This window comes from Paenibacillus lutrae (assembly GCF_009757775.1).
Classification (GTDB): domain Bacteria; phylum Bacillota; class Bacilli; order Paenibacillales; family NBRC-103111; genus Paenibacillus_F; species Paenibacillus_F lutrae.
Genome location: NZ_RHLK01000003.1, coordinates 577,503 through 593,027 on the forward strand (window position 1 = coordinate 577,503; position 15,525 = coordinate 593,027).

The following is a 15,525-nucleotide window of genomic DNA, read 5'->3' on the forward strand; positions in this document are numbered from 1 at the left end:
TATTAATAGACATACGGGACGTACCGGACTGCAGCAGAAATAACGGCCTTAACATAAAACAAAAACTCCCGCCGGCAGAGCCGGCAGGAGGCAGAAGACAGAAGGCCGCGGACCAGCAGTTAGACCACTGGGAGCATTCCATATCTTTAGACAGTGAACTTAGACAAAGTATCTTTAAGTGAATTCGATAGATTCTCCAGCCTGTCCGAGAGTCTCACAAGATTCTCACTGATGCTGAGCTGTTCCGTGCTGAGTGATGCGACTTCTTCCGAAGTGGCCAGCGATTGCTCTGCTACGGCACTCACGTTAGTCATCGCATCCGATAATACGGCCTGGGATTGATCCAGATCCGTGATGGATTCCGTTACATCGTTCAGACGCTCGATGAACTCGCTCATGTGATTTTGCACTTCTGCAAAAATACCATCGGCTTCTTTGACAGCGCCGATCTGCTCATTAAACAGCGGATATGCTTGATGAAGCACTTGGACGGTCTCGTCAATCTCCCGCTGAATGGTGTCTGTAATTCCTGCGACTACATCAATCGATTGTTTGGACTGGTCCGCCAGCTTGCGGATTTCATCCGCTACTACCATGAAGCCTTTTCCGGATGCCCCTGCTCTTGCCGCTTCAATTGTCGCATTAAGCGACAAAATATTCGTCTGCTTCGTCAAATTGTGCAGCATCTCTAGAATTTTACGGATGGAACGTGTGCTTGCCTTGAGATTGTCGACTTTCTCCACCATGGAACGGGTCATCACTTCCGTTTGTCCGGTCTTATCTCTCAGTTCTTCCATGTATTTCGTTCCCTGCTCACCGGAACTGCGCACTTCAGAGGCTGCCGTGCCCATCTCCAGGTTAGCTGCGATCATCAGCTGCATCTTCTGTCCGATGTGATAGGTCAACTCGTTGCCGCGTTCCGACTCCGTAGCCAGTCCTGCTGCGCCTCCCGAAATCTCATCCGTTGCCACCGCGATTTCCTTGGCTGCAATTGCCGTGATTTTTGAAGCATTGGCAACTTCAGATGCCGTATTCAGAACTTCTTGAGCAGATTCGTTCGTCTGGCGGACCAGATCAGTAATTTGCTCCATCATCAGATCAAAGTTATTACCCAGTCTTCCGATCTCATCCTTGCTCTTCAAACCGGCCCTGACATTCAAATTGCCCTGGGCGCCTTGCTGCATAAGTCCGGCCATATCGGACAGCGGTCTTCCGATCATCCGGGCCACAAACAGTCCGATTAGAGCCGCAATAATGGCCGCCACTATCGCCAGATTCAGCGTAATGTTAAAAATAGCATCGGCGTCTTTAACAAGTGCACTAATCGGCATACTGCCAATCAGGTTCCAGCCTGTGCTTGCGAATTTAGCATATACATTCGCCGTGCTTCCATCCGCAGACTGAAAATCACCGGAGTCGGACTTCTGCTGTTCATCGGTTAAGAGAGTCGATGATACGGATCCAATTTTATCGGATTCGTTTGTAAAAACAAGCTTGTTCGCTGCATCTGTAATTATCATGGTACTGTTCTCACCCAAATGAATGAGGTTTAATTCCTTACTGATTACAGAAACCGGAATTTCCATCACAATGATTGCCAGCGGTACGGAAGAAGTCGTTGAGTTCAAATAGCGTCCCAGGGCAATGGTCGGCTCGCCGCTAAGATAACCCTCAGGAAGCGTCGGCAGCCACATCACTTGTCCCGAAGTTTTACTCAGTTGTTTGAACCATTCCTTATTCGTAATCTCTTCACCCGAAGTGTTGAAAGAGGAACCGTTTGAATTAATCATAAGCCCGTCTGTCTTCAACAAAGTAATACTGTGAATAGCTTTATTAGATAACGTGTATGTAGCGACTTTCTCCGTTACTTTCCGGGCAGCCTCCAGCTGGTCGAAGGTACCTGGCTGTACATCTCTCAGAATACCAAGCTGGGATTGTAAATCCCTGTCGAGCATCATCTGCATGGAGAGATCTTCGAAACCGCGGAAAAGAAGATCCATTTTCTGCGCCGCTTGAATCACCGTCTGTCTGGACGCCTCACTGACTTTGTCGCGCAGCATCCCTTTGGATATTTGATACGATGTGATCCCTACGGTAAGTACAAAAAACAAGATACTGACAATAAAAATTAAGAACAGCTTCATTCCGACCGATCTCGCTGGACTTACTATCTTCAGAGGAGTGGATGGTCGTTTCTGCACAGGAGGCAGGTTGTCCGGCTTTGATTCTGATGAACTTTTTTGAAAGCGTTCTCTGACCCTGCTGTAAGTCTTTGTAATTTTCTCGTTCATATAGATCACCATCCAATTGGTTTTAGGAAAAAAGACTCAAGCCGAACCCTTTAATTTCCACGTATTTTCTATAAGTTCAACAAGAACAACCAAAATCCTCTCTGAAAGATGACAAATCACCTACGCAATGTCGATTTCGTGTATCCATAGTCCTAGTAAACAAAAAAAATAGCGCTTGACAAATTCCGTCAAGCGCTATTTATGGTTAATGGCTATTTAAACGGGTTATCGCGATTTTTTGCGCATCATATCCAGAGGCTTCACGGGTTGTTCCGTTCGAATCCGGATCAGCTGCATGGGGTGACGAGCCGCATCCAGCTCCTGACCTTCTTCATCATGAATTTGTTCAACCCGCTGCTTGAAATGAGTCCCTCCCGGTCCGAAAAATTCCACTTCGGCGCCGGGTTTGAAATAATTGCGCTGCTGGATGAGTGCGGTCGAAGCCGCTTCGTCATATTCAACCACAAGTCCTACGAAATCATAGATAGCGGCTTTATCTTCTGGCCCGTAAATATGATCCTCATGGTCCGGAACTTCGTAGAAGAAACCTGCGTTGAGAGGACGATTGGCGGCTTTATTAATCTCTTCCCGCCACACTCTTTTAATTTGAAATCCATCGGGGTCTTCAAAATAACTATCGATGGCTTGACGATAGGCATTTACCACGGTCGCAACATAATGAACGCTCTTCATCCGGCCTTCGATTTTAAAACTGTCCACACCCGATTCAATCATATCTGCCACATGATCAATCATGCACAAGTCTTTGGCACTCATCATGAAATCGTCGTCTTCCTCTTCAAACAGCGGGAAATCCTGTGCGAGCGGGTCGGATAAAGGAGCTCCCTTCGCATAGAGACGATACCTCCAGCGGCAGGACTGGCAGCAGCCCCCGCGGTTCGAATCCCGGTCCGTAAAATGATTGGACAATACGCAGCGGCCCGAATAAGAACTGCACATGGCACCGTGTATGAAGGCCTCGATTTCCACATCGACATGCTGTTTAATCTCATCAATCTCTGTCATGCTGACTTCACGAGCCAGAACGACCCGTTCGATTCCTTCTTCTTTCCAGAACTGCACAGTCTGCCAATTCATTACGGATTGCTGTGTACTTAAATGAACCTCCATTTTGGGAGCGACACGTCTTGCCGTATCAATAATAAGCGGATCTGCTGTAATAATCGCGGCGATTCCGGCATTTTCAAGTTCTTGCAAATATTCGTCCAATCCCTCGATATCCTCATTATGCGCATAAATATTCGTGGCCACGAATACCTTGGCGCCGTAACGGTTCGCAAATTCGACCCCTTCACGCATTTCCTCAAAAGTAAAATTATCTGCATTCGAGCGCAGACCATACTTTTGGCCGCCTATATAGACGGCATCTGCTCCATAATGGATCGCGAATTTCAGCTTTTCCAAGCTTCCGGCTGGAGCCAGTAGCTCAGGTTTGTCCAAACGGACACGTTTGCCACGGGCCCTGGTTTCCACTGCAGCTGCGGCAGTACTCATGTTGCTCACCTCAATATACTTGTTCTTTGTAGAAAAATCCGAAAGACAGTTCCCGATCAGGGTCCTGTAAGCGGCGAATCGCATCCAACCACTCTTCATTAAAACTGTACGCATCCGGATCTGCCGCATACAAATCAATGGCTGTGCGGTAAGCGCGAATAACTGTCTCAATATATTCCGTTGATTTCAAAATCCCTTCGATTCTCAGACTGTCGATATCGGCAGCTAACAGTTCATGAAGATCTTCAAGCATACATACGTCATCCGAACTCATCACATGAGTTCCATTCGGGTCTTCATAGATAGGAAAACGTTCTTCAAGACGTTCCTGCTCAATTAAGAAGAGGCCATTATCCATAGACCGGTCGATAGCAGCGGCATCTTTACCCAAATGTTCGATATAATTGCCGAGCAAATTCCGCTTGGAATGATAAATGTTCGTCATTCCGTGCACTTGAACTTGAACCTCCAGCTTCGCTCCACGTTTAAATTCAAGTATTTCCTCCAGATTCAGCTCACGAGCAAGCACAGCGCGTACCGCTCCTCTTGCCGCCCAGTAATTAGCCGCCCTGTAGTTCGTTACCGACATCTCGGCATTCCAGTGAAGTCTCAGCTGGAGCCCGTGCATCCGTACGATACGCAGAACTGCCGGGTCACCGTACACAACGGCATCCACCTGCAGCTCGGCAAGTTTTTTCAGATAGTCTTCTACCTTAGCGATCCCCTCGTTGTCGAATACATTGTTCACGGCCACATAAATTTGTGCGCTGCGCTCATGAGCAAGCGGGACAAGGGATGCCAGTTCATCAATCATAATATCGCCTGACAGACGCAGACCGAACGCAGCTTCTCCGACAAGAACAGCGTCCGCTCCGGCATCAATGAATTGGATTACTTCTTCTGCGCTCCCTGCTGTTACGAGCAGTTCCGGCTTTTTTCTCATCGTGCTCACCTTCTTATTTCGCGTTTTTCTCTGTTTGTTTACTCTTTTCAATATTCTCCAAGTGTTTCTTGTACGTTTCGCCGAATAAGTGACCCTTGCTTCCATCCTTTTTGGTTACATAATAAAAGTAAGAGGACTCTGCCGGGTATAAGGCCGCCTTAATTGAGGAGAGGCTGGGACTTGCGATCGGCCCCGGAGGAAGCCCGGGATTTTTGTACGTATTATACGGGCTCTCGATTTTAAGATCGCTTTCGAACAGGCGCTCTTTCTGCTTGCCAAGCGCATATTGCACGGTAGCATCAATCTGCAGAGGCTGCTTAATTTTGAGCCGGTTATAGATCACACTCGCCACAATCGGACGTTCCTCTTCGAGCACTACCTCGCGCTCAATGAGAGAAGCAACCGTCATCATCTGATGAAAAGTCAACCCGCTCTGCTTCAGCTTGTCCTGCCAGTCTGCCGGTAAGCTGTCTACCCGCGTCTGGAGCTGTCCGATCATCATGTCAACCAGCTTCGCTTCTGTAGCGTCCTTCGGAACCTCATAAGTATCCGGGAAAAGATAGCCTTCCAGCCTGTGCTTTAATTGGGCATCGGCCGGAATGGAAGCCAGAATCTCCCCCCCGCTGCCGGGCTTGTATCCTTCTGCGGCTTTGAGGAAAGCCTCGGAATCGAGTTTCAACTGTTCATCGACTTTGTCCGCAATTTGCGGAATAGTAAAGCCTTCGGGAATGGTTAACCGGTTACTTTTGGAAGGCTGTCCGCTGTTCAGCAGAGCAATCATTTCATCCGGCTTCATTCCCGGTTTAACGGAGTATTCCCCTGCCTGAAAGCGGCCGCCTTCTTTTTTCCACTTCACGTAATAGGAAAAAATAGACGCATTGCGGATCAAGCCCTCTTGCTGCAACTTGGCCGATATATTCTGAATTCCATCACCCGGCACCACTTCAAATACTTTCTCCTGCTCAGAGGCCTCCACAGGTTGTAGTTCGCCTTTTATATAGTAAGCTGCTGCTGCACCGCCTGCCAGAAGCAGGATCAGGATGAGCAATACAGCAAAAACGCGTTTTAATCGTGATTTAGGACGCTCCATATTTCCCTCCAAAACTCTAATAGTCATTGATCTGCATGAAAAAGAGCGGATTTGACTCCGCTCGGGTTTGCTTTAGTTTTTAAGGTTCATCTTGTTCAGGGAAAGAGAGTTCATCGTAAAGCTCGGAGATTGTTTCCCATTCATCCTCATCCTCGATGGTCTCTAGCTCCATTTCGCCCGTCTCACTCTTCGATACGCGAAGGACGGAAATTTCCCCGTCTAACTTCATATCTTCCGACTGGAGAATGGCGTAATGATGCCCTTCGTGAATAAGCTCGGTCAAGATGCGGTAGACGACAGACTCGTCTTTTTCATCGAATAAAATAATATCATCTCCGAATGAAGTCCGCAACTCGGTCGTCTGATTTACACTCATGCTTCTTCCTCTTCTGCCATTAGTGTATTAAACGTTTCTTCAACGATATTCCATTCTTCTTCGTCATCAATGGTGTACAGTTTGAGGTCGTCACCGTTATCATCTTCCTCATAACGGAATGCATAGACTTCATCGGAATCCTCATCGTCTTCGACCGGCACAACCATCATATACTTCTTCTCGGAACCATCCACTTCGAATTTCATGATGACCTCGAATTCTTCTTCGTTGCCCTCATCATCGGGGATATAAATAATTTCTGCTTCCTCTTGCTGAAAATCCTCTTCTTTGGCCATGGTTCCATCACCTCATCGTTTAGAGTCCATATATCCTTGCAGAATCAGCGCAGCGGCGATCTTATCGACAACCTGCTTACGCTTCTTCCGGCTAACGTCCGCCTCCAAAAGAGTGCGGGTCGCGGATACCGTTGTTAGTCTTTCATCCCACATGCGTACGGGTAATGCGAACGCTTCCTCGAGCTGACCGGCGAATTCTTGACAGATCTCTCCGCGGGGCCCGATTGTGCCATTCATATTTTTGGGGAGGCCGACCACGATCTCCGTCACTTCGTACTCCCCAATTAACCGTTTCAGGTGGTCAAAATCTCGCACTGGACTGGTTCTTCGGATGACCTCGACGCCCTGAGCCGTCAGACCGAGAAGGTCGCTGACGGCCACGCCGATTGTTTTGTCACCATAGTCGAGGCCCATTGTTCTCATACTTCTAACTCCTATGCCGGCCATCTACCGGTTTGGGAGAAGGCCGTTTATTTATGCTCCTTGAGATAAGAGCGTACCAATTCTTCGATCAGTTCGTCGCGTTCCCGCTTACGGATCAAGCTTCTTGCATTGTTATGCCGGGGAATATAAGCCGGGTCCCCAGACAGCAAGTAACCGACGATTTGATTGATCGGATTGTAGCCTTTCTCCTGCAGAGCATCGTAGACGGTCAAAAGCACTTCTTTGGGCGATGTTTCGATCTCATCCGCTTTGACATTGAATTTCACTGTTTTGTCCATAAAATCCATGAAAGGCACCTCCAATGTTTCACATTTCAACTCTATCGGCTGCATGTTGCAAAAACCTGCTACTGTCATATATTCTCTACGGGACGAAAAATTCCTGTTCCCTGCTGAAATTTTATGAAATTTGTCCGGTTACAAGCGCTTCGACACCATCCAAAGCTTCCTTAAGTTTGGAAGCATCTTTACCGCCCGCCTGAGCCATATCCGGACGTCCGCCGCCGCCGCCGCCGCATTTGGCAGCCGTTTCTTTGATGAGCTTGCCGGCGTGGAGCCCTTTGGCCACCAGATCCGGAGTAACCGCTGCAACCAGGTTGACTTTGTCCCCTGCGGCCGCACCGAGCACGATGACAGCCGAGCCCAGCTTCACCTTCATCTCATCCACAATGCCGCGCAAGGATTCCATGTCGGATGCGTTCACTTCCGCAGCAAGGACCGGTACGCCCGCCACTTCTTTGAGACGGCCTTCCAGTGCACCCGCTTCGATGCGGCCCAGCTTTGCCCGCAAGGATTCATTCTCGCGGGACAGGTCCTTCATCTGCTGAAGCGTGCCTTCCAGACGTTTGGGCACTTCGCCTGCGACGGATTTCAGAATGCCTGCTGCTTCTTTCAGCAACTGGAGCTGACTATCCACATATTCATATGCATGGCGGCTTGTCGCTGCTTCGATCCGGCGGATGCCGGAACCGATGCCGGATTCGCTGATGATCTTAAAGAGGCCGATCTCGCCGGTACTTTGAACGTGACAGCCTCCGCATAGCTCGAGGCTGTAATCGCCGACACGTACGACCCGTACGATGTCACCGTATTTCTCGCCGAATAGTGCCATCGCACCCATTTCCTTGGCTTCGTCAATCGCACGAAGGGAAATGTCCACCGGCGTATTCGCCCAGATTTGAGCATTGACGCGGCGCTCTACATCCTGCAGCTCTTCCGGCGTAATGCCGCCGAAGTGCGAGAAGTCGAATCGCAGCCGGTCGGGCGCCACCAGCGAGCCAGCCTGATTCACATGGCTGCCGAGCACTTCCTTCAGCGCCTTGTGCAGCAAATGCGTCGCCGTATGGTTACGGACGGTTTCTCCGCGCAGCGCCTCGGTTACTTCGGCGGTAACATCCGCACCTTGGCTAAGCACACCCTGCTCTACCGTTACGCTGTGCACATGCTGGCCATGAGGGGCCTTGCCGACCTCATGCACAACAAGGCGTACACCTTCACCGGTAATGATACCACGGTCCGCTACCTGGCCGCCGCTTTCTGCATAGAAAGGCGTTCTGTCGAGAATGACCTGGCAAGTTTCACCCGTACCTACGGTGTCTACCAGCTCATTCTCATGAATGACTGCCACGATTTTGGCTGGAACTACCAATTCAGTGTAACCAACAAATTCACTTTTATCCGTCAGCTCAGAGAGAGCCCCGCCTTGAATTTTCATGCTGCCGGCATCGCTGCGGGCAACACGGGCACGCTGCCGCTGCTCTTCCATAGACGCTTCAAAACCTTCACGATCCACAGCCAAGCCCTGCTCATTGGCGAAGTCTTCCGTTAAGTCTACTGGAAAACCATACGTGTCATACAATTTAAAAGCATCGGGCCCGCTAATTGCGCGGCCGCCGGCCGCACGTGTACGCTCCACCATATCCGAGAGGATGGAGAGACCATCAGACAGCGTCTCGTGGAAGCGTTCCTCCTCGATGCGGATAACCTTGCGGATAAACTCCTGGTTCTCCACCACTTCTTGATAGTACTCACCCATAATTTCGCCGACTACCGGAACAAGTTCGTAAAGGAACGGCTTATCCATCCCGATTACTTTGCCGTAACGGACTGCGCGGCGCAGTAAACGCCGGATAACATAACCTCTGCCGTCATTCGTAGGCAGGACGCCGTCCCCGATGGCAAAAGCTACGGTACGAACATGATCGGCAATGACTTTTAGCGCCACATCGGTTTCTTCGTTCTCGTGATATTTCACGCCCGCAATACGGCAGGTTGCCTGAATAACGGGCTGGAAAAGATCGGTATCGAAGTTCGAATCCACATCCTGCAGAATGGACGCGAATCTTTCTAATCCCGCTCCTGTATCAATGTTCTTGTTAGGCAGCGGGGTGTAGCTTCCATCCTTGTTATGGTTGAACTGGGAGAAAACAAGATTCCATACTTCCAGGAAGCGCTCATTTTCCCCGCCCGGCCAGCACTCAGGATCGCTCAGGTCGCCGTATTTATCGCCGCGGTCATAGAAGATCTCGGTACAAGGGCCGCAAGGACCTTCACCAATATCCCAGAAATTCTCTTCCAGCTTATAAATACGCTCTTCCGGCAGCCCGATTTTCTTATTCCAGTATTCGAAAGCCTCTGTGTCTTCCGGATAGACGGTAACGGAAAGGCGCTCCGGATCAAATCCGATCCATTTAGGATCCGTAAGAAACTCCCATGCCCAAGTGATGACTTCTTCTTTGAAATAATCTCCGATCGAGAAGTTGCCGAGCATTTCGAAGAACGTATGATGACGGCGAGTCTTACCTACGTTCTCAATATCATTGGTGCGAATACATTTCTGTGCATTCACAATCCGAGGGTTCTCAGGAACCACACGACCGTCAAAATAAGGTTTCAGCGGAGCCATTCCCGCATTAATCCATAAGAGAGATGGATCGTTATGAGGCACGAGCGACGAGCTCGGCTCGATTTTATGTCCTTTGCTGGCGAAGAACTCCAGCCACTTGGAGCGGATTTCACTTGCTTTCATTGCAGATTAAGCCTCCGTTTATTAGTCAGAATAGAGTCGGGTTGAAACTCGTTGAAGCGGCCCGAAGAGGTCGTTCACCTATTTATCACCAGCAGGATCACCGGCAGGAATAACCGAACCATCTCCCCTGAAAACAAAAAACGCCCCTGTCATTAACAGGGACGAATAATTTCGCGGTACCACCCTGGTTATTGCACAGCAGAATCCTTGACTCTCCTGTACAATCTCCTCGATTGCGGACGATAACGGATCCGCTTCCGTTGGGCTTCACCCACACTCTGAAAGGAGCGTTCGGCCATCCTTCATTGAAGGTTCTCGCAGCCGCCGTCAAGGCGAAACCTTCTCTCTGCAAATGGTCTATGGCGTACTTGTTTTCTTCAACGTTTTATTTATTCAACCTTATTCAAGGTTTAAAGCTTTAAGTTCATGCAGTTACAGAAAATTATAGTTCATTTTTGGAAACAATGTCAACCGGGCCTTAAGAGGACAGCAGGATCCCTGCCCCTTATTTATAAAATTATTTATAAAGAGAACAGTCCCTGCATCTTATCATACAAAAGCATCTTAAAGTACTTTGCGCAGTTCCTTTTGACTATCCCCATCCAAAGAAACAATACTCGCAATTTCGACCCTTCTTCCGCCGGAATCCGTAAGAAGCAGCCGGTCTTCTCCCTGCCTGATGAGATGCTCGTGTAAATTGGGCAGGATCAGCTGCTCCGGTCCGAACTGCGTTTGAAATTCCCACAACCAGCCGGATGTTCTCTGTTTGATCCGCTTGATTCCTGTCACACGCGGAATGAGATAGCGCAGCCTCAGCTCGTTCTCCACGACTCCGCGGCTAGCCGGGGGCAGCTGTGCCGTATCGGGGATCAGCCCGATCTCATCACCGCCTTGCGAGCGGACGGAGATGTAGCGGTCCGGCTCTGAGAAAGGAAAAGAACGGAACAAGAGTGCTTCCTCGTGAACATTCCCTTCGTACGAAAATCGAAGCAGCCCGCCGGCTGTCCGTTCGAATATGCATAAATCGGCATTTAGCAGCAAAGGCTCAGATGATGTCGGCAGTTTCTTCACGCTCCTTCATCAGAACAGTCTCGCTCTGGGCTTTGACCAGTTTATAATAAATGCCTTCTTGTTTCATCAGTTCCTGATGGGTACCTGTCTCCGCCATAAGACCTTTGTCGATAACGACCAGTCGGTCTGCACTGCGGAGGGTGGACAGTCTATGGGCAATCGCAAACGTTGTACGCCCCTTGATCAGACGGGCAATCGCTTCCTGAATGAGCCGTTCGGTCTCGGTATCGACGGATGCGGTCGCTTCGTCGAGAATAAGAATCCGGGGATCGTGCAGAATAGCGCGGGCAATCGCGACACGCTGCTTTTCCCCGCCCGATAACCGGTGTCCCCGCTCCCCTACGCGGGTATCATATCCGTCACTCATGCCCACGATAAAATCATGTGCATTGGCGATCTTGGCTGCCCGGATGATTTCAAGCGGGGAAGCTTCCGGTTTCGCGTAAGCGATATTCTCCGCAATCGTTCCATCGAATAAAAAAGTTTCCTGCAGCACAACTCCGATTTGGGCGCGCAAGCTTTCTTGGCTGAGCTTTGTGAGAGGAATTCCGTCGATGCGGATCTGTCCCCGGTCCGGATCATAGAACCGGCAAATCAGATGGATTAGGGTCGATTTCCCCGCTCCGGAATGACCGACTAATCCGATCATCTCACCCGGCTTCACATCAAGGGAAATATCCCTCAGGACTGGCCGGTGCTTCTCGTAGCCGTAGGTAACACGCTCGATCCGGACGGAACCTTCGATCCGTCCCGGAAGAACCGCATCAGGCGAGTCCGCAACTTCTCTGGGAGTGTCAATGATTTCGAACACACGCTCCGCGGCGGACATTGCACGATTCGTCCAGCTGATCGCCTGGGTAAACCATTGAAGCGGTCCGAAGAACATCGTCAGATAGACGGTAAATGCCATCAGGGTCCCTAAAGTAAGACTTCCGTCTACCACTTGCAGTCCGCCGTAATACCAGACGATAACACCGCCGATTCCCGTAACAAGCATAAAGAGCGGGGCCGCCGCCTGCCACAAACTTTCCATCCGGATCGTCTGCGTCATCAGCTCGCCATTCGCTTCCCGGTATCTGGCTTGCTCTCTTTTCTCACGGCCAAAAGCTTTGACTACCCGGATTCCCTGAAGAGAATCTCCGACTATGGTATTGATCGTCTGGATCGCGCGCCACTGCTTGTACCAAAGGCGCCTGACCAGCGGCCAGAGAAACCAGACTCCGATCAGCAGCAGCGGTGTAGGAAGCAGCACGAGTAAAGTAAGCTTCCAGCTGAGTGAAAGCATCATCGTCACAATCGCTATTACGGTGAGCACCTGACTCGCTACAAAAATGACACCTTCCGTCAGAAACTGCCTCATTGCGTCTGTATCCTGATTTAAACGGCCGATAAACGGCGCAGTCTGACGCCGGTCATAGAAGCTGAGCGACTGCTCGGTCAGCGCTTCATAGGTTTCGCGGCGGATATCGTTCATCATGGAGGCGCCTACCTTCACGCCGATGTAGCCGCGCGCAATTTGCAGACCGGTCAGCAGGAAGCGCGATGCAAGAAGCGCCGCTACCCATACGGTCAGCATTTGCACGGCACCGCCGGGCTGAAGCACTTCGTCGACGATAATTTTCGTGACGAAGGGAGGAACGAGCTCAAGCCCGGCGGCGATGAGCAGAAACAGCGCCGCAGCGGCCATACGGCCCCGGTAGGGGCGCGTATAGGCAAGCAGGCGGAGAACGACTCGCCGGCCGCCTCTGGCGGCCGGCGGGGCCGCTTCAGCCGCTATGCAGCTGTGCTCCGCCCCTGCGGACACCGTCTCCCCGCAGACGGAGCAGCTGCCGGAAGTATCCGCTTCCGGCCCGGCCGCGCCTTCAAGCAGCAGACCGGCCGCATATACGGCCGTCTCCACCTGCCTGGAGCAGGCTGCGCTGTAGCGGGCAAGCACCGTGCTGCCGGCGGACGTATCGGCGATCAGCAGGCCCCCGCCCTGCGGTGCCGCCTGCGTACGGACATGGCGGACGTCCGTGAGTGCGAAACCGAGTACGCAGCTGCCGTCCGCCTGATAGACGGCCATCCGCCGGGATGTCGCGACGAACCAGCGCTCCGCAGGCATCCCCGCTTCATCCAGGTCAGTCCTGGCCGCTGCAGGCGGCGTCCCTTCGCAGTCTGCACTGCGGCTTACTGCATCCGGCAAAACGGCCGCTTCACTAACGAGATCCTTCTGAGCCATAAGCTTCCCCTCTTCATCCGTGACGGATTCGATCCAGTATTACGACCTGGAATTTGTATACATTGATCGTACCGTATAGGAAGCCGAAAGCGCAAGCAGGCGAAGAGACCTCAGGGACCCGTACAGGAAGCAGCTGCTGCCGGTTATTTTTTCGAAGTAAACTCTAACAAACCATTCTTAATCCATGACCACTGTACCTTCTCTCGCTTCAGACAGTCCGCCTGTGTATGTAGTAGAGAAACAGATGCTGGATAATTACTTTCATAACGGCAAAGAACGGGACGGCCAGGATGAGTCCCAGTATCCCCGCGACCTGTCCCCCCACCAGAAGAGCGAAAATGATAAGCAGGGGATGCATATGCAGCGTACGGCCCACAACTTGAGGAGATATAACATTTCCCTCCAAGATTTGCACAATGGTGTTCACCATAATAACCAGCAGAACCATTTTGAACGAAACGGTCGCCGCCATAAGGACAGCAGGAGCTGCGCCGAAGAACGGGCCCATATAAGGAATAATGTTAAAAACCGCGACTAGTCCGGCTAACAAGATTGCATAAGGCATGCCGATCGCCCAATAGCCGATATAAGCAAGAACTCCGATGATCACACAGACCAGAAACTGGCCGCGGATATAATTGCCTAATGCGGTATCGATATCGACCAGCACTTTCACGATCTGCCTGCGGCGGGACTTGGGGACAACCGCAAGGACGGTTTTCTCGATCAACTGAAAATCTTTCAGCATATAAAAAGCCAGGAACGGAATGATGAACGCCATCAGCAGCATGCTGATCGTGCTTCCAATTCCATGGATAGTGTCGGATATTTTGAGGGAAATGGTTTTCTGAAGTTTGAAAATCGCATCATGTACGCCTGTCCGCACCGTATCCGGCAGAAGCTGACTGCTGTTCATTCCGTCCACCAGCGATTGCGCGCGAATCGTCATTTCGGGAATGTGCTCATTCAGCTCACCCAACTGCGTCACAAACATAGGGGTCACATTCATAAAAACCACCGCCGTCGAGGTGAGAAAAACAGCGTAGATCAGAAGAACCGCGAACGTACGGGGAACTTTGCGTGTACTAAGTAAATTCACGACAGGATTTAGAACGTAGGAAATGATTAAGGCAATCAGAAAAGGAGCAAGCACCGCCTTTAAAAAACGGTATACGCCTCCCAGAATAGGCTGAATCTGCAGCGTGAAATACAAAACGAGCAGACCTAGCAGTGTATAAATCAAGGCGGCAAACCACCCGCTTCTCAGAAATTGGTTCATCGTCCCCACCCTTGCTGTATTCGTCATTCCTTTCTTGATAAGTATATGTACAACCCGTCTGGAATAATCCAAGCCTGCAAATTGCCTGATCAGCCAAAAAACACCGCCAACGGCAGGAACAAGCTTAAAAGCTCGTCCTTCCTATGGCGGTGCTTGTTCTTCCAAGTATATAACATGACGTCCTTACTGGACGTGCATTTGCGGCATTTCTTCTTCAAAAAACAAATCATCCAGCGAGCTTAGTGTACCGTCTTCTTCCACTTGATAGACGGACATTTTCTCGCCGTTCACGGCCAGTTCAATAAAGCAGCCCCAACAATAAAATTGATGGGATCCGATTTTGCCGATATCCTTGGAATTGCAGTTTGGACAACGCATCATTTGCAACTTCACCCTATTCTTCTTTAGATACGAAGATTTCATCCACTTCCAGCCGGGAATTAAGCGGAACGATCACCGCATCCTCCCCGATGGTTAACGATACCGGCAGCGGGAGCCATTTGCGACCTTCCTTCAAATCGGATACGAAACCTTCAGACAGTTCAAAACCTACTATCTTTGTACCCAATTCTTCAAGCAAATAAACGTCCTCAATGACACCTAATTGATGGCCGTTCACGGTCACAACCGGCAATTCCTTCAGCCGGTGTTTGCCGCCATGGAAAGCGGTCAAACCCAATGCCTCGGCCTCCGCCGAATCTCTGATACAGCCCGTATCCTCTATCGTCAAGGCATCCGGGCCGCAAGCTAAGATGTCGTCTACATGAATATAACGACTGGAAGAGAACCAATGTTTCGCGTCGAGCAGTATGCCGAGGATGGTCCATTCCGGATCGAACAGAAGATCCCGGACTGTTCCGACGCGTTTGCCTGTGGCAACGCACAGGACGGATAAACCTATAAGATCTCGGGCCTTACGCAAAGTATTCTGCCTCCTTGGCGGCAGGTTAAATTCTGCCTCTTGGGGGCCCG

At 50.6% G+C, this 15,525-nt stretch carries 14 protein-coding genes and 1 other annotated feature; all 14 genes read right to left on the reverse strand.

Translation table 11 applies throughout. The annotated features are described in order from the left end of the window. Positions 1-146: 146 nt before the first annotated feature. The 14 genes from EDM21_RS08690 to EDM21_RS08755 all read right to left on the reverse strand — a co-directional run bounded on the left by EDM21_RS08690 (position 147) and on the right by EDM21_RS08755 (position 15,475). A complete protein-coding gene (locus EDM21_RS08690; protein WP_235918099.1) occupies positions 147-2,144 on the reverse strand; it encodes a methyl-accepting chemotaxis protein in 1,998 nt (665 codons plus the stop codon). Between the two features lie 372 nt (positions 2,145-2,516). Further along, positions 2,517-3,806 (reverse strand): peptidase U32 family protein, encoded by a 1,290-nt coding sequence (locus EDM21_RS08695; RefSeq protein WP_157334668.1) that lies wholly within the window; start codon positions 3,804-3,806, stop codon positions 2,517-2,519. Positions 3,807-3,816: 10 nt separating this feature from the next. Beyond that, positions 3,817-4,749, reverse strand: a complete 933-nt coding sequence (locus tag EDM21_RS08700) for a peptidase U32 family protein (RefSeq protein ID WP_157334670.1) — start codon at positions 4,747-4,749, stop codon at positions 3,817-3,819. A gap of 13 nt (positions 4,750-4,762) precedes the next feature. Continuing rightward, entirely contained in the window at positions 4,763-5,839 is a 1,077-nt protein-coding gene (gene mltG, locus EDM21_RS08705; RefSeq protein ID WP_157334672.1) for an endolytic transglycosylase MltG, read from the reverse strand. A gap of 79 nt (positions 5,840-5,918) precedes the next feature. Then, positions 5,919-6,215: a DUF1292 domain-containing protein gene (locus tag EDM21_RS08710; RefSeq protein WP_068774211.1), complete on the reverse strand. Its 297-nt coding sequence runs from the start codon at positions 6,213-6,215 to the stop codon at positions 5,919-5,921. After that, positions 6,212-6,511 (reverse strand): DUF1292 domain-containing protein, encoded by a 300-nt coding sequence (locus EDM21_RS08715; RefSeq protein WP_068774210.1) that lies wholly within the window; start codon positions 6,509-6,511, stop codon positions 6,212-6,214. The genes EDM21_RS08710 and EDM21_RS08715 overlap by 4 nt, the downstream gene beginning before the upstream one ends. Positions 6,512-6,523: 12 nt before the next feature. After that, positions 6,524-6,934 (reverse strand): Holliday junction resolvase RuvX, encoded by a 411-nt coding sequence (ruvX, locus tag EDM21_RS08720; protein ID WP_157334674.1) that lies wholly within the window; start codon positions 6,932-6,934, stop codon positions 6,524-6,526. Between the two features lie 47 nt (positions 6,935-6,981). After that, positions 6,982-7,242, reverse strand: a complete 261-nt coding sequence (locus EDM21_RS08725; RefSeq protein ID WP_009676594.1) for an IreB family regulatory phosphoprotein — start codon at positions 7,240-7,242, stop codon at positions 6,982-6,984. A gap of 112 nt (positions 7,243-7,354) precedes the next feature. Next, a complete protein-coding gene (alaS, locus tag EDM21_RS08730; protein ID WP_157334676.1) occupies positions 7,355-9,982 on the reverse strand; it encodes an alanine--tRNA ligase in 2,628 nt (875 codons plus the stop codon). A 154-nt stretch (positions 9,983-10,136) separates the two neighbouring features. Beyond that, positions 10,137-10,372, reverse strand: a binding site (T-box leader). A gap of 174 nt (positions 10,373-10,546) precedes the next feature. Then, positions 10,547-11,053, reverse strand: coding sequence for a DUF1854 domain-containing protein (locus tag EDM21_RS08735; protein ID WP_166541898.1), 507 nt, complete (start codon positions 11,051-11,053; stop codon positions 10,547-10,549). Further along, on the reverse strand, positions 11,028-13,274 hold the full coding sequence (locus EDM21_RS08740) for an ABC transporter ATP-binding protein (RefSeq protein WP_157334678.1): 2,247 nt from the start codon (positions 13,272-13,274) through the stop codon (positions 11,028-11,030). The genes EDM21_RS08735 and EDM21_RS08740 overlap by 26 nt, the downstream gene beginning before the upstream one ends. Positions 13,275-13,482: 208 nt before the next feature. After that, the gene (locus tag EDM21_RS08745) at positions 13,483-14,553 is read right to left on the reverse strand and encodes an AI-2E family transporter (RefSeq protein ID WP_157334680.1); all 1,071 of its coding nucleotides are present in this window, start codon (positions 14,551-14,553) and stop codon (positions 13,483-13,485) included. 183 nt (positions 14,554-14,736) lie between these two features. Continuing rightward, positions 14,737-14,934, reverse strand: a complete 198-nt coding sequence (locus EDM21_RS08750) for a hypothetical protein (protein WP_068775131.1) — start codon at positions 14,932-14,934, stop codon at positions 14,737-14,739. 13 nt (positions 14,935-14,947) lie between these two features. After that, positions 14,948-15,475: a PRC-barrel domain-containing protein gene (locus EDM21_RS08755; protein ID WP_157334682.1), complete on the reverse strand. Its 528-nt coding sequence runs from the start codon at positions 15,473-15,475 to the stop codon at positions 14,948-14,950. Positions 15,476-15,525: the final 50 nt, after the last annotated feature.